The organism is Nocardia salmonicida (assembly GCF_036142455.1).
GTDB classification, from domain to species: Bacteria; Actinomycetota; Actinomycetes; order Mycobacteriales; family Mycobacteriaceae; genus Nocardia; species Nocardia salmonicida.
In genome coordinates, this window is record NZ_CP108014.1 from 3,773,923 (window position 1) to 3,794,038 (window position 20,116).

The window sequence follows — 20,116 nt, forward strand, 5'->3', positions numbered from 1 at the left end:
CGACAGTCTAAGTGGTCGATTTCCCGATGGGAAACACCATCCCCATCGTGCTCACGCTTGCGCCGAGTCGGTATCGAGCGTTACCGTGAGTGGAACAATGTTTCCACTATCGAAACGGGTGTCCAGGTGGAGCCGAACATTCTCCGCGCGGTCCTGGCCCAATGGGCCAGTGGCGTCGTGGTCGTCACCACCGCCAGGGCCGACGGCGGCCGACACGGCATGACGGCCAGTTCGTTCACCAGCGTGTCCCTCGACCCGCCGCTCATCTCGATCTGCCTCGCTTCCACGAGCACGACCTGCCGAATGATCCGCGAGAGCGGCATTTTCGCGGTCAACGTCCTCGGGCACGATCACGAGGCCATCGGCAGACGCTTCGCGTCCATCGCCGGGTCCGCACCAGCGGGTCGCTTCGCCACCGGGCATTGGGACACCGCGCGCACCGGCGCGGCGGTATTGACCGACGCCGTCGCGTGGCTCGATTGCGCTCTCACCGACTGCCACACCGCGGGCGACCACACCATCGTCGTCGGGTCCGTGCAGGATGCCGCGACGCCCCGGCCCGCCGCGCCACTCATCTACCACGACCGTAACTACCACGAGGGGATCATCCGATGATCGGTGCACGACTCGTCGAGGACATGACCGACGCCGAACGCGCACGCGCACAACGGGTCGACGACGTGCTGCCCGCCCTGCGCGCGGCCGCCGAGGAAGCCGATCGGCTCGGCACTTTCCCACCCGGCCACGTCGAACTGTTGCGCGCGGCCGGGCTGCTCGGGCTGGTGGTACCGGAGAAGTACGGCGGACTCGGCGGCACCCTGCGCGATCTGGCCGCCGCCACCTTCGCGATGGGCACCGCTTGCCCTTCCACCGCGCTGGCGTTCTTCTTCCACAACACGAGCGCCTCCCGCGGCCTGCTCCCGCTGGAGGCCATCGACGCCGGACTGTTCGCCGACGACGAGATCCCCGTCGTGCGGGCCTTCGCCGAGAAGGTCCTCACCCGCATGGCCGAAGGCACATGGCTCGCGAACTTCGCCTCCGAGGCGATCAAGACCGCCGCCGCCAACATCACGATCGCCACCACCGCCCGCAAGGTCGAGGGCGGCTGGATTCTGCAGGGCGAGAAGTCATTCGGCTGTGCGACCGGAGTGGCCGACTACTACCTGACCTCGGCCAAGCTCGAGGGATACGACACCGCCGAGGGGCTGGCGACCTTCTTCGTGCCCCGCGACGCGCCGGGGGTGAGCGTGCGGGCGCCCTGGGACGGGCTCGGCATGCGGGCCACCGCCAACAACGGCATTCGACTCGACGAGGTCTTCGTCCCCGAGGACGAAGCCTTGGCGGTGCCCGGCGCGTTCGCGAAGATGCTCACTATGAGCAGAGGCAGTTTCGTCGGCAACCAGCTCGCCATCGCGGCGGCCTACACCGGCTGCGCGCAGAATGTCTACGACGAGATGCTCGCGGCGACGACCACGAAGACCTTCGCCGATACCGGCGAACCGATCGCCTCCTCCCCCGTGCACCAGGTCCTCATCGGTGAGATGACACGGCACTTGCAGACCGCCTACCTCTGGTTGCGCTATCAGCTGACCGTGGAAACCGCGGAGCCACCGTTCAAACCGAAGTCGGAGGTGTTCACCCAGTGGCGTCTCGGCAAGGGCGCGGTGACCGAAGCCTGCTTCCAGGTCGCGCTCGGCGCGTTCAAGGCGGGCGGCACCTCGGCGGCGGGGATGAGCGGGGTGGCCGGGCGCGCATTGCGCGATCTGGCCATGGGATTGGTGATGACCTTCCCGGCCGAGCGCGGCATGCTCGAGGTCGCCCGCATCGTGACCGACGCCAAGGCGAACGAATTGTTCGCCACCGCACCGACGAAGGTGGACCGATGACAGCCGAACTCCCCGATATCGCCGACCTGATCGATGGGGAATGGGGCACCCCGGCCGTGGATCTCGGAGTGGCGCTGGAAGATCCGGCCACCGGGAGATCCATCTGCAGGGCGGTCGCGACGGCGACCGAGCGCGTCGAACGGGCCATCGCGGTCGCCGACACGGCGGCGGGACGGATCACCCCCGACATGCTCGACGCGATCGCCACCGGCTTGGACAAGCAGCTGCCCTCGATCGCGGAACTGGATACGCGCGCGACCGGCGTCCCGATCGCCCAGACCTCGCTGCTCGGTGCGATCGTTTCCGGATCGTTTCGGCTCGCGGCCGAGCAGCTGCGCACCGGAGCACTGCGCCAGGACCGCGACGGGGTCGAGGTACATCGGCTGCCACTCGGCCCTGCCCTGTGCCTGGTGCCGTGGAACGCCCCCGCGCCCATGGCCGCCCATAAAGTCGCCAACGCGCTCGCCGCCGGTTGCCCGGTGATCCTCAAGGTCAGCGAACTAGCTCCCTACAGCTCGATGGCACTGGCGGAGGCGATCGCCGAACATGTGCCCGCCGGCATGTTCCAGCTGGTGCAGGGTGGTGCGGAGGTGGGCGCACAACTCGTCGGCGCGCCCGAGATCAAGGCGGTCTCGTTCACCGGCGGTCTCGGCGGCGGACGTTCGGTCGCCACCGCGTCCGCCGGGATGTTTCGCCCGTGCCAGCTCGAGCTCGGCGGCAACAATCCGCTCGTGGTGCTGCCCGACGCCGATCTACCTACCGCCGCGCGGATGGCCGCCGAACTGCTGACCACCCTGAACGGCCAATGGTGCCGGGCGCTGGGCAGATTGATCCTGCCCGCCGACCGGGCCGAGGAATTGGTCGACGCGATCGGTCGACACCTCGCCGGACTCCGGGTCGGTGACCCCCTTGATCCGTTGACCGAGTTCGGGCCGCTCCTGCATTCGAAACATGTTCAGACCGTGCGTCGATCGTTCGTCGACCGCGAAGTCCGCACCTTCGGCGCGGTGCCGGAAGCCGGAAACTTCCTCGCCCCCGCACTACTCGACGGTGATCTGCCGGATGAGGTCTTCGGACCGGTAGCCGGTGTCCTCACCTATCACCGGGTCGAAGAGGCGGTAGCGCTGGCCAATGCCGTGCCCTATGGCCTGGAGGGCTACGTCTGCGGTGCGGACGAACAACACGCGCTCGGGATCGCTCGACAGATCCGCGCCGGTGAGGTGAAGGTGAACGGCTCGTCCATCATGAGCCTGCACCTGATGACGCCGCGTCCCGCGTGGGGGCTGTCCGGACTCGGCGAGGAGGGCACGGCGGAGACGCTGCGGTTCTTCACCGGCGCTCGCGTCGTCGGCGTCGAAGGTCGCTTCGCCCTGCACACCTCATGAGCAAGCCCACCGTTGTCGTCGTCGGCGCCGGGCCGGTCGGGCTCACCGCGGCGCTCACGCTCGCCCGCCGGGGTTTCCCGGTCACCGTGCTCGAACAGGGCGACGAGCTGGCCACCGAGTCGCGCGCCTCCACCTTTCATCCACCGACCCTCGAGATGCTGCGAGACCTCGGTGTCCTCGATGCGTTGTTAGGCAAGGGCATCCGCGCGTCGACCTTCCAGTACCGGGAGCGCGGCGGCGGCGAGATCGCCACCCTGGATCTCGACGTGCTGGCCGAGGACACCCCCTTTCCGTTCCGCGTGCAGTGCGAACAGAGCACACTCACGCCGATCCTGCTCGATGCCCTCGGCGCCGTAGCCGATGTCCGGTTCGGCCACCCGGTGAACGGGTTGCTCAGCACCGCCGATTCGGTGGTGCTGCGTACCGCGAAGGGGCCGGTCCGCGCGGATTGGGTGATCGGCGCAGACGGTGCGCATTCCGCTGTCCGGCGCGGCCTCGGCGTCGAATTCGGTGGCAGCACCTACCCGGAACGGTTCCTGGTCGCCTCGGTCGATGAGGACCTGGCCGCCGCACTACCGGGTATCGCGCCGATCAACTATGTCTTCGACCCGGACGAGTGGCTGGTGCTGCTGCGCACCCCGCGACACTGGCGAGTGCTGTTGCCGACTCCGGTCGACACCGATGACGAGGACGAATTGCGGCGGCTGCCGGAGCGACTGGCGGCGGTCGTCGACCTCGGCAGACCGTGGCGGCTGGCCCATGCCTCGCTCTACCGGGTGCATCAGCGGGTCACCGACCGATTCCGATACGGCAAGGTCCTGCTGATGGGCGACGCGGCCCATGTCAACAACCCACTCGGCGGGATGGGCATGAACAGCGGAATCCACGATGCGGTCCAGCTGGCGTCCGCGCTGTCCGATGTCCTCGAGGGCGGGCCGGATACCCAGCTCGACGAGGTGGCGGCGCACCGTCGAAACGTTGCCGTCGACCATGTTCAGCGCATCAGTCACAACAACTGGAACCGGATGCGCGAACGCGACGCCGACTACCGCGAGCACCTGCGCGAACTGGCCGCCGATCCGGTCGCCGCGCGCGCCTATCTTCGGCGGGCCTGCCTGCTCGACTCGCTGGAGATCCGGCCGTGAGAATCGATCGCGAGAATCCGGCCCACCCGCGCGAGATCGTCGGCACCGTGACCTCGACCGCACCGGACGCCGTCGAGGCCGTGGTACGCGCGGCACATTCCACGTTTCGCGAATGGTCGCGATGTCCGCCCGAGACCCGCTTCGCCGCGCTCGGGACCGCCGCGGACGCACTCGACGACCGCGGAACCGACCTGGCAATCCTGCTGGCGCGCGAGACCGGTAAACCCGTGACCGATTGCCGGGGCGAAATCGGCTTCGCCGCACACTATCTGCGCTGGGTGCGCGACCACGCGGCCGAGGTCGTGCGCACGCGCACAACCGACGACGCGCACGGACGAATCACCACGTTCGCGAGACCTTTCGGAGTGGTCGCCGCCATCACCCCCTGGAACGCCCCGATCATTCTCTCGATGCTCAAGCTGGGTCCCGCACTCGCCGCGGGCAATGCGGTCGTGCTCAAACCCTCGCCGCTGGCACCGCTCACCGTCACCGCCGCGGCCGAACTACTGCCCGCCACGACAGTGATCCACGGTGGCCCGGATACCGTGCACGCGCTGATCGCGCACCCGCTGGTGCGCAAGGTCGCCTTCACCGGCGGCGAGGACGCCGGGCGCGCGATCGCCGCCGCCGCCGGACGCGCGATCAAGCCGGTGACGCTGGAGCTCGGCGGCAACGACCCGGCAGTGTTCCTGGACGACTTCGCCCTGTCCCCAGCGGATTTCGAACGCCTGGTCCTCGCCTCCTTCGCCACGGCGGGCCAGGTGTGCATGGCCGCCAAACGGCTGTACGTTCCGCAGACTCGGCTGGCCGAATTCGTCGAGTCCTATATCGCTGCCGCACAGCGCATCCTGACCGTCGGTGATCCGTTGGACGACGATGTCACCATGGGCCCGGTAGCCACCACGGCGGCCGCCGAGCGCGTACGCGGACTCGTCGCCGACGCCAGGAATCGGGGCGCCGACATCGTCACGCTCGCCACCGCACCGACCTCGGAGGGCTATTTCCTCGACCCGATTCTCGCGCTCGGGGTCCCCGACGATGCCGACCTCGTCCGCTTGGAGCAGTTCGGCCCGGCCGTCCCGCTGCTCACCTATCGTGACGAAGCCGAAGTCTTGGCCAGGGCAAACGATTCCGACCTCGGCCTGGCCGCCTCGGTATGGTCGGCCGACGAAGACCGCGCCTGCGCGTTCGCCGCTCGCATCGAGGCAGGCTTCACCTTCATCAACACCCACAACCGCACCGGCATGTCCCTGCGGGCCCCGTTCGGCGGTATCAAGAACAGCGGCTTCGGCCGCGAGTACGCCGAAGAGGGCCTGCGCGAGTACGTCCAGAAGACCGTCACGCACGCTCCGGGCGCCTTCCGCGCCGACGGCGCCGGACTGCCCGCGGGGGCCTATCCCACCACGGCGCGCCCGTAGCGAAACATCCCTGAGGGACCGCCGTCGGAGCGCGGGTTACCTCCGATAGTCCACGACGGCTCGACCGGCCAGCCGGGGCACGAGCCATCGGGCGACCTCCCGGTGCGCCGGATGCTGTTGGTAGGCAGCCAATTCCGCTTCGGAGGTGTGCGTGGTGGTCAGGCACAGGTCATAGGAGACCGGCGTATCGAGCTCGTCGAGGACGACGGTGAGCGAACGGATGTGTGGGACAGTGCCGTCGAGGGCCGACAGCAGAGCGCTTGCCTGGCGCGCATCGGCTCGATGCTGGAACTTCATCAGCACGATATGGGTCAGTACCTGGTCGCTGGTCGGCATCGGGATCCTCCGTTCGCGGATCGGCCGGACGGCACGGCGGCGACAAGCCTCCGTGCCGTCCGGGGATTCAGTTGTTTCGGCCGCGCCTGCGTACTACAACGGCTACGGCGACCGCGGCGATCACCACCACGCCTGCGGCGATGCCGATCATCATGGTGGTATTGCTGTCGGCGTCATCGGACTCGGCCTCGGCCGTATCGGTCGCGGTCACCGGCGTTTGGGCGGCGGGGCCGAAGGTCAACGGCACCGAGGCGAGGATCTCGGTCGCGTTAGTCAGGCTGGTGACGCTGATCGTGCAGGCGCCGGGCGCTGAAGCGCAGTCGGTGGTGCCGACGGTGGCTACCAGGGTGATCGCCTCTTTGCCGGGGTTGGGTTGCCACCGCCCCTGCCCGTCGGCGGCGCCGAGCATCGAGCCGGCGAGATGACAGTCCGCGGGACCGGTGATCTGCGGTTTGCACTGCCCGACCGCCACCGCGGGCATATTCGCGGGGAGTCCGTCCAGCGTCACGGTGACGGTCTGCCCGGCCGCCAGTCCGGCGGACTGACTCACCTGCAAGGTAGGTGCGGCGGTCGCCGGGGTCGCACTCCAGATCGCGGCGACCGCGACGGCCCCGAGAATCCCGAGCGGGGTACCGATGCGTTTCATATCTTCCTCCTGATGGATTTCACAATCGCCGCCGATCGGCGAGGGCACTACCGGCGACGATCACCAGCAAGCCCGCGGTCACCGCCCACAGCACGGTGGACGGGCCTTCGGTATCGGAGTCGGACCGCAGCGCGGCAGCCGGGGCGGGAGCCGGGGCGGGAGCCGGGGCGGGAGCCGATGGCGTCGGCGGGCCGGAACCCGCGAAAGTTACCGATACCGCAGCCGAATTGGCTGCGATGACCGCGGGTGGTTCGGTGCCCGGCAGCGGTGCGGCCGCGATCACGCACTGCTGCTGGGTGCAGTCGATGGCGTGGAACGTGGGGTGCGCGGTCAACGTCAACGGGCCGAAGGTGCCGTCCCCGCCGATATTGACGAAGGTCGCGCCGCCGTCGAGATCACAGTCCTTCAGCCCGTTGGTGAACCCCTGTTTACACATGCCCACCGCGACGGCCGCCAGACCGGCTCGAAAGCCGCTGCCGCTGACAGTGATTCGCTGTCCGTCGGCCAGGTCGGCGCTCGCGCTGACCTGTATCGCGGCGGGCTCCTGCGCGAATGCCGCTGCCGGAAAGCCGATCAGACATCCGCCGAGCACTGCGGCCGCGGCCATTCGGGTCATCGTGGCGAAACCATTCACGGCGCGCCTCCTTCGTTGTGTGAGCTGAGCACGCCCTGCGGAGGTGATGCGGCGTCGTCGCGCCTGCCGCAGAGCCGGGCCGCGACGAGTACGCAGGCCGCCAGCACGGTCAGCGCCGATCCGGTACCGATGACCCGACCGAGCAGATCGACGAGTCCCAGCCCGGCGAAACCCGCGATCGCCGTGACAACGGCGGTAGCGGCGGCCCGATCGGCGTGGGGCACGCGCAGGCACACCTCCTCGTCGAGGGCCGCCATCGCACGGGCGGCCGCCGTCAGGGTCACAGCCAGCCCGACCGTCAGCGACGCTGGCCCCGATGCGGTCGCCACGAGTACCGGCCCGCCTGCCGCCAGGATCAACAGCACGGGCACGGCGGCCGGTCGACGCCCCGGCAGCGCGAGCACGAATACCGCGGGTGCGGCAGCGAACGTCAGCCAGGTGAGCTGCTCGGCGCCGAATTCGTTCCAGCGGAACAACAGCAGATGCAGCGCGGGCAGCACGGTGCCCCCGACCACGAGTCCTACGGCGACATATCCCGACAGCGCGGGACGTGGTACCGCGCCGATTGTGGCCGTGCGGCGCGACATCGGCGCTTCGGCGAGGCGTGCTCGCAGGAGTCCAGTGCTCGCACCGAGAACGGCGGTCAGCGTCCCTGCGGCGATCACACCGGTGCCGGGATTCTCGTAGTACCGGCCGGCCAGCCACGCGGCGAGGGCCAGTCCCGCTGTCGCCGTTGCGTGCATAACGACAAAACTCTGGCGTCCGAGATCGGCTGCGAGAGTGCGGCCGGCGACCAGCAGCGGCCCGGTGAGGGTACCGGCCACCAGCACCGCGACGGCGAACACCGCGACGGTATCCGCGGCGCCCGCCACCAGAACGGCGGCGCCCGCGAGAACACCACACACACTGGCCATTTCGACCGATGAGCGCACACGCCACAGACACAGCAACGCGGCGAACAGACCCAGCACCGCACCGGTGAGCACGATGTAGCCGACCACTGCGCCGGGCACTCCGACCACACCGCCCAGGGGTTTGGCGAGCAGCACCAGCTGCCCTCCGGCGACCGGTCCGGCAGCGACTGCGCAGAGGGCGGCCGACACGGATGCGCGATGTCTCGTCATCCTCAACCTCCACTCATGTTCCGCTGAGCGAAACACAGTTTCACGATTGCCACATTGAACCCGCGGTGCCGACCACTGTCAAGACAGACCAGAAGAAGCGGGATTTCAACGAATTACGGGCGCGTGAAATGTCGAACCACCCCTGGACAGATCCTTCACAGGGGTACAGAATCAGGGCACTGTTGGAAACAGCGTTTCGTTGTACGAAACGCTGAACGAGTGAGAGGGTCCGAGTTCATGACCCGAGTCGCGGCCGCACAACTCGCCGCGGGAACCGACGTCGCGGTCAACCTCGACGCCTGCCTCCGCATGATCGACGCCGCGGCCGCCGCGGGCGCCGAACTGGTGGTTCTTCCCGAATTCTGTAACCACCTATCTTGGTACGAGGACCGTGCGCACGCGCGCCGAATGGCCTGCACACCCGGCGACACATTCTGTGGTTCGATCGCGCAGCGGGCGCGCCGACATCGGCTGTTCGTGAAGATCGGCGTCACCCTGGCCCGGGCCGACGGCCGCACCACCGGCACCAGCCTGCTGTTCGGCCCCGACGGCGAACTGCTCGGCGAATCCGACAAGCAGATCCTGATGGGCGCCGAGAACGACTATCTCGATCCGGGCCTGACCGAATCGCCGGTGCTCGAGACTCCCCTGGGCCGGATCGGTATGTACGCCTGCATGGAGGGCGTCATCAACGAGGTCACCCGGTCGCTGGCACTGCGCGGGGCTCAACTGTTGCTCAACAGCCTCAACTCCTTCGCCGTCGACGAAGCGAGCCTGCACATTCCGGTACGAGCCGCCGAGAACAAGGTCTGGGTGGTGGCCGCCAACAAGGTCGGCCCACTGCTGCCCGCCGACCAGCTGCCCTCGATCGCGGACCGCCTCGGGGTGCCCCAGGATCGGCTGCACGGCGCGGGCGAGAGTCAGATCGTCGGCCCCGACGGCGTTCCGGTCGCGGTAGCGCCTGCCACCGGTGAGGCGATCGTCGTCGCCGATATCGACGTGTCACTGGCCGATGACAAACGGCGACCGGACGGCACCGACATCCTCGCCGCGCGCAGGCCCGAGCTCTACGCCCCACTCACCACCGCACCGCGCGGGCGACGCGCGACGGCCGGGGCCGATTCGCTGAGCACCGCGCTCGCGGTCGCCGACCCGGGGCTGCTGGCCCGACTCGCCGCCGACGGAGTCGAGTTGATCGTGCTCCCCGAGCTCGCGGCGATATCGATACCGGAAGTCGTCGACGCACTGGACGGCACAGCGGCACACGTGGTGCTGAGTGCGCGCGTCGGCGGTGCGCACCACGGTGTGCTGGTCACCGCCGACGGAGTGCTCGGCCGTCAAGCTCAATTGCATCCGATCAAACGCCTTCCGTGGCTGACGGAGCCGGGCACCGAATTGACCGTCTTCGACGTGCCATGGGGCCGACTGGCCATCGTGGTCGGCGACGACGCGCTCTTCCCCGAGACCTTCCGGCTGGCCGCGCTCCAGGACGCCGACGTCGTGGCAGTGCCCTGCTCGCCGACCGAACCGTGGGAATTGGCACTCGGTCTGTCCGAACGCGCGGCGGAGAACCGGCTCAATGTGGTGGCCGCCGGGAGCGACGAACACGGCGGACTGCTCGGCGCGGTGTACGCGCTCAGCCCCGACTTCACGCTGTGGACCGCGTGGAGCGGCCCGTTCACCGGTGTGATCAGCCACCCGATCGTGACCGGCGCACCGCCCGACGCAGCCGAGGTCCGGGCGACCGTGCGGCCGGCGCAAGCCGTGAACCGCACCGTATCCAAAGGCACCGACCTGGTAGACGGTCGCCCTCGGTGGCCACTGGACGCCATGACCAGGCACGCGCAGTGACGACAGAACCGGAGCAACGATGAGTGAAACCGTGCAACACGTCGAGCAGATGGTCGACACCACCGCCAGAATCGACGTCACCGAGACGTTCCAGGAATGGCGAGAGCTGTTGAGCGGGCTGAAATCCCGGATCGCCGAGCGCTTCGAGCTGACCAGGGATCCCTCGACCGAGGCCCTGGAGAACTACGGCGACGCGGCGACCGGACCATCGGGGAGCCTGGCCGCCTATACCGGCCCGGAGATCGACTGGCTGGTGCACTCCTGGATCGGCGACCCCCGCACCGGTTTCGTCAATCTGCATCTCACCGCGTGGCTCGGACCACAGATCCAGGTCCCACATCTGGGCGTCGCGCTGCTGCTGTGGCCGCAGGGTTGGTTCTATGTCGATGCGGTACCACGCGGCGACCTGGTCGGCGACGGCGATTATTTCGACAGCTACTACGCCGACAACGACGCGCCGTGGTTGGCCTTCAAGGAAGAACATCCCGATTTCACCTGGTTCACCAGCCGCACCGGCTTCATCCGGTCCAGCCTGTCCCCCACCGCGTATTGCTACTCCTTCCCACCGAATCAGGCCAATCGCGAAACGGTCGCCGAGATTCTCACGGCGCGGGTCGAGCAGTGGCTCGGGTGGGTGGACGCGGCGAGTCCGGTGCCCGTCGGTGAGCGGGCCCGGTTGGCGGAGCGAGACCTGGCAATCCGTCGCAATATCGCCGAACGCGATCCCGCGAATGCCATGGGCGAGCGGATGTTCGGCGCGGATCTGACCCAGCGTCTGGTGCGTGGCCTGTGGGGCGGCGACCGAGTTCTGCCGAGGCCCGTCGGATGAGTGCGCACCCGATCCGCCCACACCACGTCGACGAGGTGCCCGCGTGAGACTTGTTCGTTCACTCTGGTGGTCGGCTCGCACCGCGGGAACCGCGCCGTTCGATACCGCCCATCTGAAGGTCTACTACCCCGCGATCGCCACCGGCGACGATGCCGAACGACTGACGGGCGTCTTCGCACCCGAACCTGCGGCGGTGCCGTATCCGGTGGTCGTGTTCGTGTCCGGTGTCAATGTCGGCCAGGACTCCTACCGCCGCTTCGCCACCGCGATCGCCGACAGCGGTTTCGTCGTCGTGACTTTCGACCGGGTGGCCGAATTGTTCGGCGGTCAGCGCGGTCTGACGTGCGGCGTCGACCTGGCCGCCGCCCGCCCTGATACCTACGGCACCCGCCCGACCTGCCCGACCATCGGCGCGGTCATCGACGCTCTCGCCGAGTTGAACGCGCAGGGCCCGCTACGTGGGGCACTCGACCTGAACCGGATCGCGCTGGGCGGACACTCGGCGGGCGGCACCGTGGTCTTGCAGTCGGCACGCTTCTTCGATTCCGTCGCGGCGGTGTTCGCGTGGGGCGCGCACACCATGGTGGCGACCATGCTCGGCTGGCCCGCGGGCACCGTGCTGCCCGCGCAGGTCGAGTGCCCGGTCCTGCTCGGCGTCGGCACCAATGACGGTGTCATCGCAGGCAGTGCCGACCGCTACGGCGAGGACGGCCAGACCCGCCCCGATCCGGTGGCCCGCACCTTTTACGAGGCGCTGCCACCCGGCGAGCACCTGCTGGCTGTCATCGAAGGGGCCAATCATTTCGGCATCGCCGACGCCGATCCGACCGCCGCCCGCGCCTTCCTCGACGGCGGCGACGACGCGGATGCGCTGACCCCGTTCGCGCGCCTGACCTCCGCGTTCTTGCGCGCCCACCTGTGCGACTCGGGCACAGCACGAACCGAACTCGCCGAGTTCGTCGCCGCGGATGTTCTGCGGCCCCACCTACCGGAGCGAGAACAATGCTGAAGAACTTCTGGTACGCACTGGAATTCGCCGACAAGGTCGGCCGCACGCCGAAGAAGGTGACCTGTCTCGGCCAGGACTTCGTGCTGTACCGCACCACAGCCGGGTCGGTGGTGTGCCTGTCGGATCTGTGCGTGCACCGCGGTGGCGCCCTGTCGATGGGGACCGTCACCGACGACTGCATCGCCTGTCCGTACCACGGCTGGCAGTACAACGCCGACGGCGCCTGCGTGCGGATCCCGGCCAATGCAGAGGATCGGATCATCCCGAAGAAGGCCCGCGTCGACGCCTACCCCACCCAGGAGCGCTACGGCATGGTGTGGGCCTTTCTCGGCGATCTGCCCGAGGATCAACGTCCGCCGATTCCGGAGATCCCGGTGCACGATGATCCGAGTTTCCGGGTCGTGCAGTTCGAGATGGAGGTCGAGGCGAACTACGAGCGGACCTTCGAGAACGTCGTCGACGCCTCGCACACGCCCTTCGTGCACGGCACCAGGTTCGGCAATCCGGACAAGCCCGAGATTCCGAGTTTTTCCATTCGCCAGGATGATTGGTCCGCGGAGGCCGATATCCAGCTCAGCCCGCCGCCGCCCGGCGGGCTGTGGGGGCTGCTGTTCCGCAACAAGCCCCGGCCCGAGTTCGTGACGGTCACCAACGGCTGGTACCTGCCCAACGTGGTGAAACTGCACATCAGGCTGCCCATCGGCGATCTGCTGCTCTACGACTTCAATATTCCGCTGTCGCAGGACCGCACCCTGATCAAGATCCTCGGCTACCGGAACTTCTTCACCGGTAAATGGGCCGACGCCGACACCCGCAGAAGAATCAAAGCGATCCTGCTGCAGGACAAACCGATTGTCGAGGGGCAGCGCCCGGAGTTGCTGCCGTTCGACCTCGCCGACGAATTGCATGTCCGCAGCGACGCGTTGCAAATCGCCTACCGGCGCAGGCGCACTCAACTGATCAAGGACGGCTGGTGGCTGGGCGAGGACGACACCATCACCGGCGACGGACCGCGTCGAACCGCCACCGTGATCGCCTCACCGGCCCGCCGCGACAACCCCGAACTCGCCCAAGCCTGGGTGCACAAAGCCCGCAACGGAGGAACACCGCGATGAGCCTGCCCGCCGCACTCAGCGAACGCACCTTGCAGACACTGAGCACCGCACTCGAACTCACTATCTCCGAGGATATTCCGCTGGTCAGCGCGATGTCGCCGGAACCGGTCGGCAGACTGCGGGTATTGCACGGCGACCGGATCGACAAGCTCGTCGCCGTCGATCTGGTGGTCCCCGCGATCCACCTCGACAGCCATATGCTTTTCGTCTTCACCCCTGCCGACTCCGCGGTCCCGCATTTCACGCTGGACTCGGTGCACGGCGGCGAGTACTACGCCATGCACCTCGATCTCGTTCCGCGTGCCGATCTGGCGGTGAACCTCACCTATCTCGATGCCGCGTTCCTGCCGCTGACCCCGCTACTGGAGGCGGCCTGGCAGCTCGACGGTGTGTCGGCGGCGGCGGTCGGTCCGCGGCAGCGGGCGATGATGTCGCCGTGGATGGTCGTCTGTCGAGCCACCGAAACCGCCTTCCGCGCGCTCGACACCACCGTCGACGACTATCTGCGACATTGGCTCTCCTTGGTGGACAAGGGAGTTCCGGCAGTGGACGCCGATACGGCCGTCCGCGACCGCGTGAATCGGGCGAATCTGTTCAGCCCGGAAGTGGATCCGGTCTGGGCGCAGGTGGCCCGACTGCTCGGTGACGATCAGACCGCGTGCGTGCGTGCGGAGCTACTCGCATGACCGCCGCCGAAGCGCCGAGCCAGTGGCAGCAGCGCATCGCGGGTGAATGGGTCGGCAGGCCGTCGCTGTTCGCCGCCGACGGTGTCTGGCGCGGTTTCGAAGACATCCGCCGCTCATCGGTCTTCGCCGACGGAACGACGACCTACTTCATGGACGGCGGTCTCACCGGCGGCGGCGAACTCGCAGGCCGGTTCGCACTCGGTGCGCCGTTCGCCTTCGGCGTCGTCGACTCCGACAGCGATCGCCTCTACACCGGCCCCGACTTCTACGGTGCCGGTCGACCGTATGGCAGCTTCGTCGACGCGCACTACTACGGCCCCGGTTGGCAGGTGGGTTTGAACACCTGGAACCTGACACTCGGTGACACCCAGGTGTACTCCTCGGTGCTGTACCAGGGACCAGCCATGGTCGGGGTGTTCAACGGGGTCTACACCCGCGATCCGGCGCTCGCCGACCAACTGATCGAGCACGAAACACGCTGCGGAGCTACCCCTTTCGTGCTGCCGACCAAAGACGCTTGCCGCTATGTCGGTGACTGTGAGCTGTGGGGCGCCGACCAGCGACGCCACGGCACCGTAGGCATCACCATCGAGGTGACGCCGTCGAGCCTGTTGACCGCCGAGCACCACGTCACCTGGAGCGGCGCGATCGACCGCGAATACCAGGCGACGGTGCGCCGTGACGGTGTCCGCTCGTTCCACGAGGGGCCCGGCGCCTGGGGCAACGCGACGTCGTACGGCCGGGCCAACTACCCGGTGCTGCACTTCCCCGACGGCGCCAAACTCAACGGACGGGAGTTCATGATGGACGCGGAACCCGGCATGGGCGCGGGCGCCGAGCTCGCCGTGGTCTACGAATTGTTCGAGCACAACAGCCTCAGCGCTGTCCTGCACGGGGTACTGGTGCGCGCATGAGCGGGCCGACGACCAGCACCATCGTGGTGACCGGCGGCACCCGCGGCATCGGACTCGGCATCGCCCGCGCGCTGCTGCGACGCGGCCATCGAGTCGCGGTGTGCGGCACCGATACCGAGCGGATCGACGCACTGCGCGCGGAACTTCCCGACACCGAACTGCTGGTGGTGTCTGCCGATGTCACCGACCGCGAGCAGCTGCAGGCGCTCTGGGACGCGACGGTGGCCCGCTTCGGGGGCGTCGACGTCTGGATCAACAATGCCGGCATCTCGCACACCCGCACACCCGTGTGGGAGCTGCCGGCCGCCGATGCCGCGAAGGTCGTCTCGACCAACCTGCTCGGCGCGATCAACGGCTCCGCCGTCGCGATCGCGGGGATGGCGGCGGCGGACGGCGGACACGTCTGGAATATGGAGGGCCTCGGCAGCGACGGTCGCACGGTGCCCGGACTGTCGGTCTACGGCGCCAGCAAACGGGCAGTGACCTACCTGACCAAGGCCTTGGCGAAGGAGGTCCCCGCCGGGGTGTCCGTCGGCCTGCTCAGCCCGGGCATGGTGGTCACCGACCTGCTGACCCACGGCTATGCCGATCCCGAGGAACTGGCCAAGGCGCGCAAGATATTCAACATCCTCGCCGACCGCGTGGAGACGGTCACACCCTGGCTGGCCGAGCGCGCCCTCACCCACCGACGCAACGGCGCCCACGTCCGCTGGCTCACCACACCGAAGGTGATCGGCCGCTTCGCCACCGCCGGCTTCCGACGACGCGATCTGTTCGCCGAATGAGCACGGCTGCCATCGACTACCCGATCTCGCTGGCGATCGAGGATTTCGCGCCGGTGCTGTTCACCACCGCGGGCGTACTGCTGCTGCGCCGAGTGCTCGGCGGCGGGCCGGCACCGGTAGCGGCCGCGGTGTTCATCGGCGCGGGCGGCCTCGCCAAGGCCGGTGCGAAGCTGATCGCCGCGGCCGACGGGCCTGCCCTGCCGTGGCTGAGCGAGATGCTGTTTCCGTTGCTGACGCTGGGATTCGCCCTGCTGTGCACGGCCGCGGCCCGCACCAAAACGGGAACTTCGCCGCGCTGGCTCCGGTACTTGACCGTCGGGCTCATCGCGGCCTGTGGTCTCGGTGTCCTGCTGGCCCGCGATTCGATCCCGATGCTGGTCAGCACCACGGTGTTCGCGACCATCGCGGGAATCTACTTGATCGGCATCGCCCGCGATCGTGGCGACGCCGTGGCCGCGGGCCTGTTCGGCGTGCAGCTGCTGAGCTTCTACGTCCTCGGTCCGCTCGCCTCCCGCCCGGACCAGACGGTGACGTTGCAGTGGATCGAGCAGTTGTGCAACACCGCGGCCCAAGCCGCGTTCCTGGCCGCCGCCTGGCGGCTGGCGGCCTCCGAGAAAGCCGTAGCAACCGGGAGATGAGTAATGCCTGACGTACTGGGCTGGCGACGCAAGTTCGGCGTCCTCGCCCCCTCGACGAATACCGTGGTCGAACCAGATTTCGGGCGCATGAGCGTGCCAGGGGTCACCGCACATTTCGGCCGCATCCACATCCGCGACCAGAACATGAGCGACGACGCGGGCATGTCCAACCTGCTCGAACAGATCCGCGCCGAAATGGACGAGACCTGTGCGCGGATCATGACCTGCGAACCGGACTACATGGTGATGGGGATGTCGGCCGAAACCTTCTGGGGCGGCGTCGAAGGCAACCGCAAATTCATCCAGCAGATCCACGACGCGACCGGACTGGAGGTCGCCACCGGCGCCGAGGCATGCCGCCGGGCGCTGACGCTCAACGGCGCGAAGCGAATCGGCGTCGTCACGCCCTATCAGCCGATCGGCGACGACAATGTGGTCCGGTTCTTCGGCGAACTCGGCTTCGACGTCGCCGCGATCACCGGGCTGCGCTGCCCCACCGCGGTATCGATCGCCCATGTCACCGAGGACACGCTGCGGGATGCCCTGCGCGAAGTGGACGGCGACGATATCGACGCGCTCGTCCAGTGCGGCACGAACCTGTCCATGGTGAGACTGGCCGACGAGGCCGAACGCTGGCTGGGTAAACCGGTGATCGCCATCAATGCCGCGACCTGGTGGATGGCACTGCGCGACAACGGCGTCAACGACCGGATCGAGGGTGCGGGTTCGCTGCTGCGGGACCACTGAATTCTCGCCGCAGCCACAGACCGGTGCTCACCAATCCGGCGGCGAGTACCAGCTCGCCCGCATTGCCGAGCACCGGCACCACCGGCGTCGCGCCCGCGACCAGGGTCATCGTCGCGGCCGCGACCGCCAGCACCGAGTAGCGACGCCGACGCCATAGGACGAGCCCGGCCGCGAGCACGACCAGCACTGCGATGATCGCGGGCAACGCGCCGAGGGCCGAGCCGTCGGTGTACCCGTAGCGCAGTGTCCCGGCCCACCACTTCGGCTCCAGCACGAGCCCGAGAACGCCGTGCCAGATCCCGATCGCGATCAGCGCCGCGGTCAGCACCATCGCGCCGACCCGGACAGCAGTCCGCCGCGCCGCGGGCACGCCCGCGTGGTCGACCACGGCACGGGCCCACAGCACCAGCAGCGGTGTGAGCACCGCGTGCAAGGCGAAGCGCGGCCAGCTCAACGTTTCGAGCAGTCGCCCGACCCCCACTGTGTTCCCCATGGCGATGACGGAGTTGTCGTAGGCCAGCGCCACGCACAACACCGTCGGGAGCACCAGCATCCGGCCGCCACCGGCACGAATCCCGGACAGACCGAGCCACGCGAGGGCGAGGTGGCCGAGGGCGAGCAGGCCGAACAGGGCCGAAACGATCACGCGAGAACTCCCCGATTATTCGGCATGCCGTGTCAATCCTCCAGTAGGCGTCGCGCTTGCCGGATCACGGCCGCGTCGACCATTTTGCCGCCCTCATCGAGCAGGACGCCACCGGCGGCGGATTCGAATCGGCCCACGAGTACGCGGGCCCGCTCCAGGTCGGCCGCGGCGGGGGTGAACACCTCGTTGACCACGGGTAGTTGCGCGGGATGGATGCAGGCGCGCCCGCGAAACCCCATCCGCGCCAACGCTTTCGTTCGCTCACGCAACCGGTCCAGATCGCGGAAATCGGTGTCGACGGGCCCCAGCGGCGGCGCGATCCCCGCCGCTGCGCTGGCGAGGACCACGTGAGTGCGGATGGCAAGCAGTTCGCGTTCGTCGGAACTGGTTTCGATCCCCAGATCGGCGCGCAGATCCGCCTCCCCGAGTTGCAGCCGCCATACCCGAGGGGCGGTGGCGATCGTCTTTGCGTCGAGCACAGCGGCAGCGCTCTCCAACAGCGGACACACCCGAATCGCGCCTGCGCGCGGTTCGTACTCCCGCAACACCCCGTCCGCCGCCCGAACCTGGTCCGCTGATTCAGTTTTCGCCAGGCATACCGCGGACACCGCAGGCAGTGCCACCGCCCGCAAGTCGTCGCGACACAGCGAACCGGAGTTCACCCGCACCCAGATCCGTTGTCCGGCATCGACGACCGTACGCAGCCACGCGGAGACCTCGGCTCGCGCCGTCTCCTTCTGTCGCAGCGGGACGGCATCTTCCAGATCGAGCAGCACGATGTCGGCGGGACCGGCCAGTGCCTTGTCGAACAGTTCGGGTCGATTGCCGGGGACATACAGCGCCGATCTCACCCGCTCACCGCGCCTCTCGATTTCCGTAACAGCGTTTCACCTATCGAAACGTATCGCGCTCACACCGGCGTCGTCCAGCCCCGATTCACCACCACACGCCACCACTTGACATCCACACCCATGTGGGTGCTAATAGACTATCGCAGTTAAGAAACGCCATTTCGCAGAGCGAAACAGACGTTCGGCGCCGTTGTTGGAGTCACCATGAGTTCTCGAGGTTCGGCCCTGGTCGCCGCAAGCGCCGCCATCATCGCCGCCTGCACCCTTGCCATCTCCGCACCGACCGCCGGAGCGGACGCATCGCGGCTCCCCGGCACGATCGATGTCCCCTGCGCCGCGACCACTCTGCAGCAGAACGCGGACTGGTACCTGCCGACCGGAACCCCCAGGGGCATGGTCTGGATCCAGCACGGCTTCGCCCGCACCAACAGCAACGTCGCACAGCTGGCCACTGCCTTCGCCGACAGCGGCTATCTGGTCTTCGCGCCCGCACTGCCGTTCATGGATCTCGCCGGATGCACGCTGCAGAATCTCGGCGACAACACCGGATTCCTCGACAACGTCGCGACCCTGTTCGGTACCGCCACCGACCCCAACGGCGCACTCGCGCGCAGCCTCACGGCCGCGGCCGCACGCGCGGGCACGGTCGCCCCACAACTGCCCAGCAACTTTGTATTCGTCGGACACTCCGCCGGTGCCGAGGCGGTCGCGTTCGTCGCACATCGCCTCCATGTCGCGCACCCGGAGGTGTTCGTGCACCTGCGTGGTCTGGTGTTGCTGGATCCGGTGAAATCCTTTCTCGGCGACAACAGCGACCGCGCACTCGCCGACCTCGACCCCACTACCCTCCCCATCCTGACGATCGCCGCGGCACCGTCGCTGTGCAACAACCTCGGCAGCGGCACGACGGCAGTCCAGCACCAGCTTCATCGACCGTTCCTCGGCATCAGCGTGAGCGACGGCATGCACACCGATGCCGAGGGCACCAGTTCGGATTCACTGGGAACGCTGCTGTGCGGCACCCCGAGCGTCGCGAACACGACGATGCTCCGCACACTCGCACTCGGCTGGACCGCCGACTTCCTCACAGGCACCGAGACCCCCGCCTATTACCCCGCCACCACCGAAGCGGCAGTCGCCCCCACCGTCGCAGCAGCGCCGATGGCGACGATCCTGCGAGGAAAGTGACCGGGAACCGCCACTCATCTGGGATCCCGGCGACAGAGCCACGGCAGATGCCGTCCCGTCCTATCGCACCGATACCACCCTGATCGCCTCGACGCTGCAGTCCCTATGAGGTCGCCGCAGTCCACGGGAGCACCTCCCGCTCGGCGAGGTCCGCTCGGCGCTGAGGGCTCATCCCCGCTCGCGCGGGGAGCACACGCCCACGACTGAAGAGCCAGCCAAGCCCTTCTTGCCGACCTCGAACAAACCTCAGTCCTGAGCACAGGTCCCCGACCGCCACAATCTA

Annotated in this window: 21 protein-coding genes; 15 read left to right on the top strand and 6 right to left on the bottom strand. The window is 68.1% G+C overall.

Going from position 1 to position 20,116, the window contains the following annotated elements:
* Window positions 1–126: 126 nt before the first annotated feature.
* From OHS03_RS17895 to OHS03_RS17915, 5 genes are read left to right on the top strand one after another with little or no spacing between them, the layout of a single operon-like run.
* Window positions 127–615, top strand: coding sequence for a flavin reductase family protein (locus OHS03_RS17895; RefSeq protein ID WP_328655619.1), 489 nt, complete (start codon window positions 127–129; stop codon window positions 613–615).
* Entirely contained in the window at window positions 612–1,886 is a 1,275-nt protein-coding gene (locus tag OHS03_RS17900; RefSeq protein ID WP_328655622.1) for an acyl-CoA dehydrogenase family protein, read from the top strand. The genes OHS03_RS17895 and OHS03_RS17900 overlap by 4 nt, the downstream gene beginning before the upstream one ends.
* Entirely contained in the window at window positions 1,883–3,271 is a 1,389-nt protein-coding gene (locus tag OHS03_RS17905) for an aldehyde dehydrogenase family protein (RefSeq protein WP_328655624.1), read from the top strand. The genes OHS03_RS17900 and OHS03_RS17905 overlap by 4 nt, the downstream gene beginning before the upstream one ends.
* Window positions 3,268–4,416 (top strand): FAD-dependent oxidoreductase, encoded by a 1,149-nt coding sequence (locus OHS03_RS17910; RefSeq protein WP_328655625.1) that lies wholly within the window; start codon window positions 3,268–3,270, stop codon window positions 4,414–4,416. The genes OHS03_RS17905 and OHS03_RS17910 overlap by 4 nt, the downstream gene beginning before the upstream one ends.
* Window positions 4,413–5,834: an aldehyde dehydrogenase family protein gene (locus OHS03_RS17915; RefSeq protein ID WP_328655627.1), complete on the top strand. Its 1,422-nt coding sequence runs from the start codon at window positions 4,413–4,415 to the stop codon at window positions 5,832–5,834. Before OHS03_RS17910 ends, OHS03_RS17915 begins: the two co-directional genes overlap by 4 nt.
* Before the next feature lie 36 nt (window positions 5,835–5,870).
* Here OHS03_RS17915 and OHS03_RS17920 read toward each other — a convergent pair whose 3' ends face one another.
* From OHS03_RS17920 to OHS03_RS17935, 4 genes are all read right to left on the bottom strand, one after another.
* Window positions 5,871–6,170, bottom strand: coding sequence for a Dabb family protein (locus OHS03_RS17920; protein WP_328655629.1), 300 nt, complete (start codon window positions 6,168–6,170; stop codon window positions 5,871–5,873).
* Between the two features lie 67 nt (window positions 6,171–6,237).
* Window positions 6,238–6,816: a neocarzinostatin apoprotein domain-containing protein gene (locus OHS03_RS17925; protein WP_328655631.1), complete on the bottom strand. Its 579-nt coding sequence runs from the start codon at window positions 6,814–6,816 to the stop codon at window positions 6,238–6,240.
* A 19-nt stretch (window positions 6,817–6,835) separates the two neighbouring features.
* On the bottom strand, window positions 6,836–7,450 hold the full coding sequence (locus OHS03_RS17930; RefSeq protein ID WP_328655634.1) for a neocarzinostatin apoprotein domain-containing protein: 615 nt from the start codon (window positions 7,448–7,450) through the stop codon (window positions 6,836–6,838).
* Window positions 7,447–8,574 carry a hypothetical protein gene (locus OHS03_RS17935; RefSeq protein ID WP_328655635.1) on the bottom strand — a complete coding sequence of 376 codons (1,128 nt, stop codon included), beginning with the start codon at window positions 8,572–8,574 and terminating at the stop codon, window positions 7,447–7,449. Before OHS03_RS17935 ends, OHS03_RS17930 begins: the two co-directional genes overlap by 4 nt.
* 237 nt (window positions 8,575–8,811) lie before the next feature.
* Between OHS03_RS17935 and OHS03_RS17940 the strand changes: the two genes are divergently transcribed.
* From OHS03_RS17940 to OHS03_RS17980, 9 genes are read left to right on the top strand one after another with little or no spacing between them, the layout of a single operon-like run.
* Complete coding sequence (locus tag OHS03_RS17940; protein ID WP_328655637.1) at window positions 8,812–10,425, top strand: nitrilase-related carbon-nitrogen hydrolase; 1,614 nt, start codon at window positions 8,812–8,814, stop codon at window positions 10,423–10,425.
* Window positions 10,426–10,444: 19 nt separating this feature from the next.
* A complete protein-coding gene (locus OHS03_RS17945) occupies window positions 10,445–11,254 on the top strand; it encodes an oxidoreductase (RefSeq protein WP_328655639.1) in 810 nt (269 codons plus the stop codon).
* Window positions 11,255–11,297: 43 nt separating this feature from the next.
* Complete coding sequence (locus OHS03_RS17950) at window positions 11,298–12,263, top strand: alpha/beta hydrolase family protein (protein ID WP_328655641.1); 966 nt, start codon at window positions 11,298–11,300, stop codon at window positions 12,261–12,263.
* Window positions 12,257–13,378 carry an aromatic ring-hydroxylating dioxygenase subunit alpha gene (locus OHS03_RS17955; RefSeq protein WP_056811060.1) on the top strand — a complete coding sequence of 374 codons (1,122 nt, stop codon included), beginning with the start codon at window positions 12,257–12,259 and terminating at the stop codon, window positions 13,376–13,378. The genes OHS03_RS17950 and OHS03_RS17955 overlap by 7 nt, the downstream gene beginning before the upstream one ends.
* The gene (locus OHS03_RS17960; protein ID WP_328655643.1) at window positions 13,375–14,064 is read left to right on the top strand and encodes a hypothetical protein; all 690 of its coding nucleotides are present in this window, start codon (window positions 13,375–13,377) and stop codon (window positions 14,062–14,064) included. The genes OHS03_RS17955 and OHS03_RS17960 overlap by 4 nt, the downstream gene beginning before the upstream one ends.
* The gene (locus OHS03_RS17965) at window positions 14,061–14,978 is read left to right on the top strand and encodes a hypothetical protein (RefSeq protein WP_328655645.1); all 918 of its coding nucleotides are present in this window, start codon (window positions 14,061–14,063) and stop codon (window positions 14,976–14,978) included. Before OHS03_RS17960 ends, OHS03_RS17965 begins: the two co-directional genes overlap by 4 nt.
* The gene (locus OHS03_RS17970) at window positions 14,975–15,763 is read left to right on the top strand and encodes an SDR family oxidoreductase (protein ID WP_328655648.1); all 789 of its coding nucleotides are present in this window, start codon (window positions 14,975–14,977) and stop codon (window positions 15,761–15,763) included. Before OHS03_RS17965 ends, OHS03_RS17970 begins: the two co-directional genes overlap by 4 nt.
* Window positions 15,760–16,401 carry a hypothetical protein gene (locus OHS03_RS17975; protein ID WP_328655649.1) on the top strand — a complete coding sequence of 214 codons (642 nt, stop codon included), beginning with the start codon at window positions 15,760–15,762 and terminating at the stop codon, window positions 16,399–16,401. The genes OHS03_RS17970 and OHS03_RS17975 overlap by 4 nt, the downstream gene beginning before the upstream one ends.
* A gap of 3 nt (window positions 16,402–16,404) precedes the next feature.
* Window positions 16,405–17,148 carry a maleate cis-trans isomerase family protein gene (locus OHS03_RS17980; protein ID WP_328655651.1) on the top strand — a complete coding sequence of 248 codons (744 nt, stop codon included), beginning with the start codon at window positions 16,405–16,407 and terminating at the stop codon, window positions 17,146–17,148.
* Here OHS03_RS17980 and OHS03_RS17985 read toward each other — a convergent pair.
* On the bottom strand, window positions 17,102–17,794 hold the full coding sequence (locus tag OHS03_RS17985; RefSeq protein WP_328655653.1) for a hypothetical protein: 693 nt from the start codon (window positions 17,792–17,794) through the stop codon (window positions 17,102–17,104). The two genes, OHS03_RS17980 and OHS03_RS17985, sit on opposite strands and share 47 nt — an antisense overlap.
* A 32-nt stretch (window positions 17,795–17,826) precedes the next feature.
* Complete coding sequence (locus tag OHS03_RS17990) at window positions 17,827–18,645, bottom strand: HpcH/HpaI aldolase/citrate lyase family protein (protein WP_328655655.1); 819 nt, start codon at window positions 18,643–18,645, stop codon at window positions 17,827–17,829.
* A gap of 204 nt (window positions 18,646–18,849) precedes the next feature.
* Between OHS03_RS17990 and OHS03_RS17995 the strand changes: the two genes are divergently transcribed.
* Window positions 18,850–19,833, top strand: a complete 984-nt coding sequence (locus OHS03_RS17995) for an alpha/beta fold hydrolase (RefSeq protein WP_328655657.1) — start codon at window positions 18,850–18,852, stop codon at window positions 19,831–19,833.
* Window positions 19,834–20,116: the final 283 nt, after the last annotated feature.

What these genes read in the sequence shown, in the direction of transcription:
- OHS03_RS17900 (WP_328655622.1), top strand. Translation starts at nt 612, where the DNA reads ATGATCGGTGCACGACTCGTCGAGGACATGACCGACGCCGAACGCGCA.
- OHS03_RS17905 (WP_328655624.1), top strand. Translation starts at nt 1,883, where the DNA reads ATGACAGCCGAACTCCCCGATATCGCCGACCTGATCGATGGGGAATGG.
- OHS03_RS17910 (WP_328655625.1), top strand. Translation starts at nt 3,268, where the DNA reads ATGAGCAAGCCCACCGTTGTCGTCGTCGGCGCCGGGCCGGTCGGGCTC.
- OHS03_RS17920 (WP_328655629.1), bottom strand. Translation starts at nt 6,170, where the DNA reads ATGCCGACCAGCGACCAGGTACTGACCCATATCGTGCTGATGAAGTTC.
- OHS03_RS17925 (WP_328655631.1), bottom strand. Translation starts at nt 6,816, where the DNA reads ATGAAACGCATCGGTACCCCGCTCGGGATTCTCGGGGCCGTCGCGGTC.
- OHS03_RS17935 (WP_328655635.1), bottom strand. Translation starts at nt 8,574, where the DNA reads ATGACGAGACATCGCGCATCCGTGTCGGCCGCCCTCTGCGCAGTCGCT.
- OHS03_RS17940 (WP_328655637.1), top strand. Translation starts at nt 8,812, where the DNA reads ATGACCCGAGTCGCGGCCGCACAACTCGCCGCGGGAACCGACGTCGCG.
- OHS03_RS17945 (WP_328655639.1), top strand. Translation starts at nt 10,445, where the DNA reads ATGAGTGAAACCGTGCAACACGTCGAGCAGATGGTCGACACCACCGCC.
- OHS03_RS17955 (WP_056811060.1), top strand. Translation starts at nt 12,257, where the DNA reads ATGCTGAAGAACTTCTGGTACGCACTGGAATTCGCCGACAAGGTCGGC.
- OHS03_RS17960 (WP_328655643.1), top strand. Translation starts at nt 13,375, where the DNA reads ATGAGCCTGCCCGCCGCACTCAGCGAACGCACCTTGCAGACACTGAGC.
- OHS03_RS17965 (WP_328655645.1), top strand. Translation starts at nt 14,061, where the DNA reads ATGACCGCCGCCGAAGCGCCGAGCCAGTGGCAGCAGCGCATCGCGGGT.
- OHS03_RS17970 (WP_328655648.1), top strand. Translation starts at nt 14,975, where the DNA reads ATGAGCGGGCCGACGACCAGCACCATCGTGGTGACCGGCGGCACCCGC.
- OHS03_RS17975 (WP_328655649.1), top strand. Translation starts at nt 15,760, where the DNA reads ATGAGCACGGCTGCCATCGACTACCCGATCTCGCTGGCGATCGAGGAT.
- OHS03_RS17980 (WP_328655651.1), top strand. Translation starts at nt 16,405, where the DNA reads ATGCCTGACGTACTGGGCTGGCGACGCAAGTTCGGCGTCCTCGCCCCC.
- OHS03_RS17995 (WP_328655657.1), top strand. Translation starts at nt 18,850, where the DNA reads ATGAGTTCTCGAGGTTCGGCCCTGGTCGCCGCAAGCGCCGCCATCATC.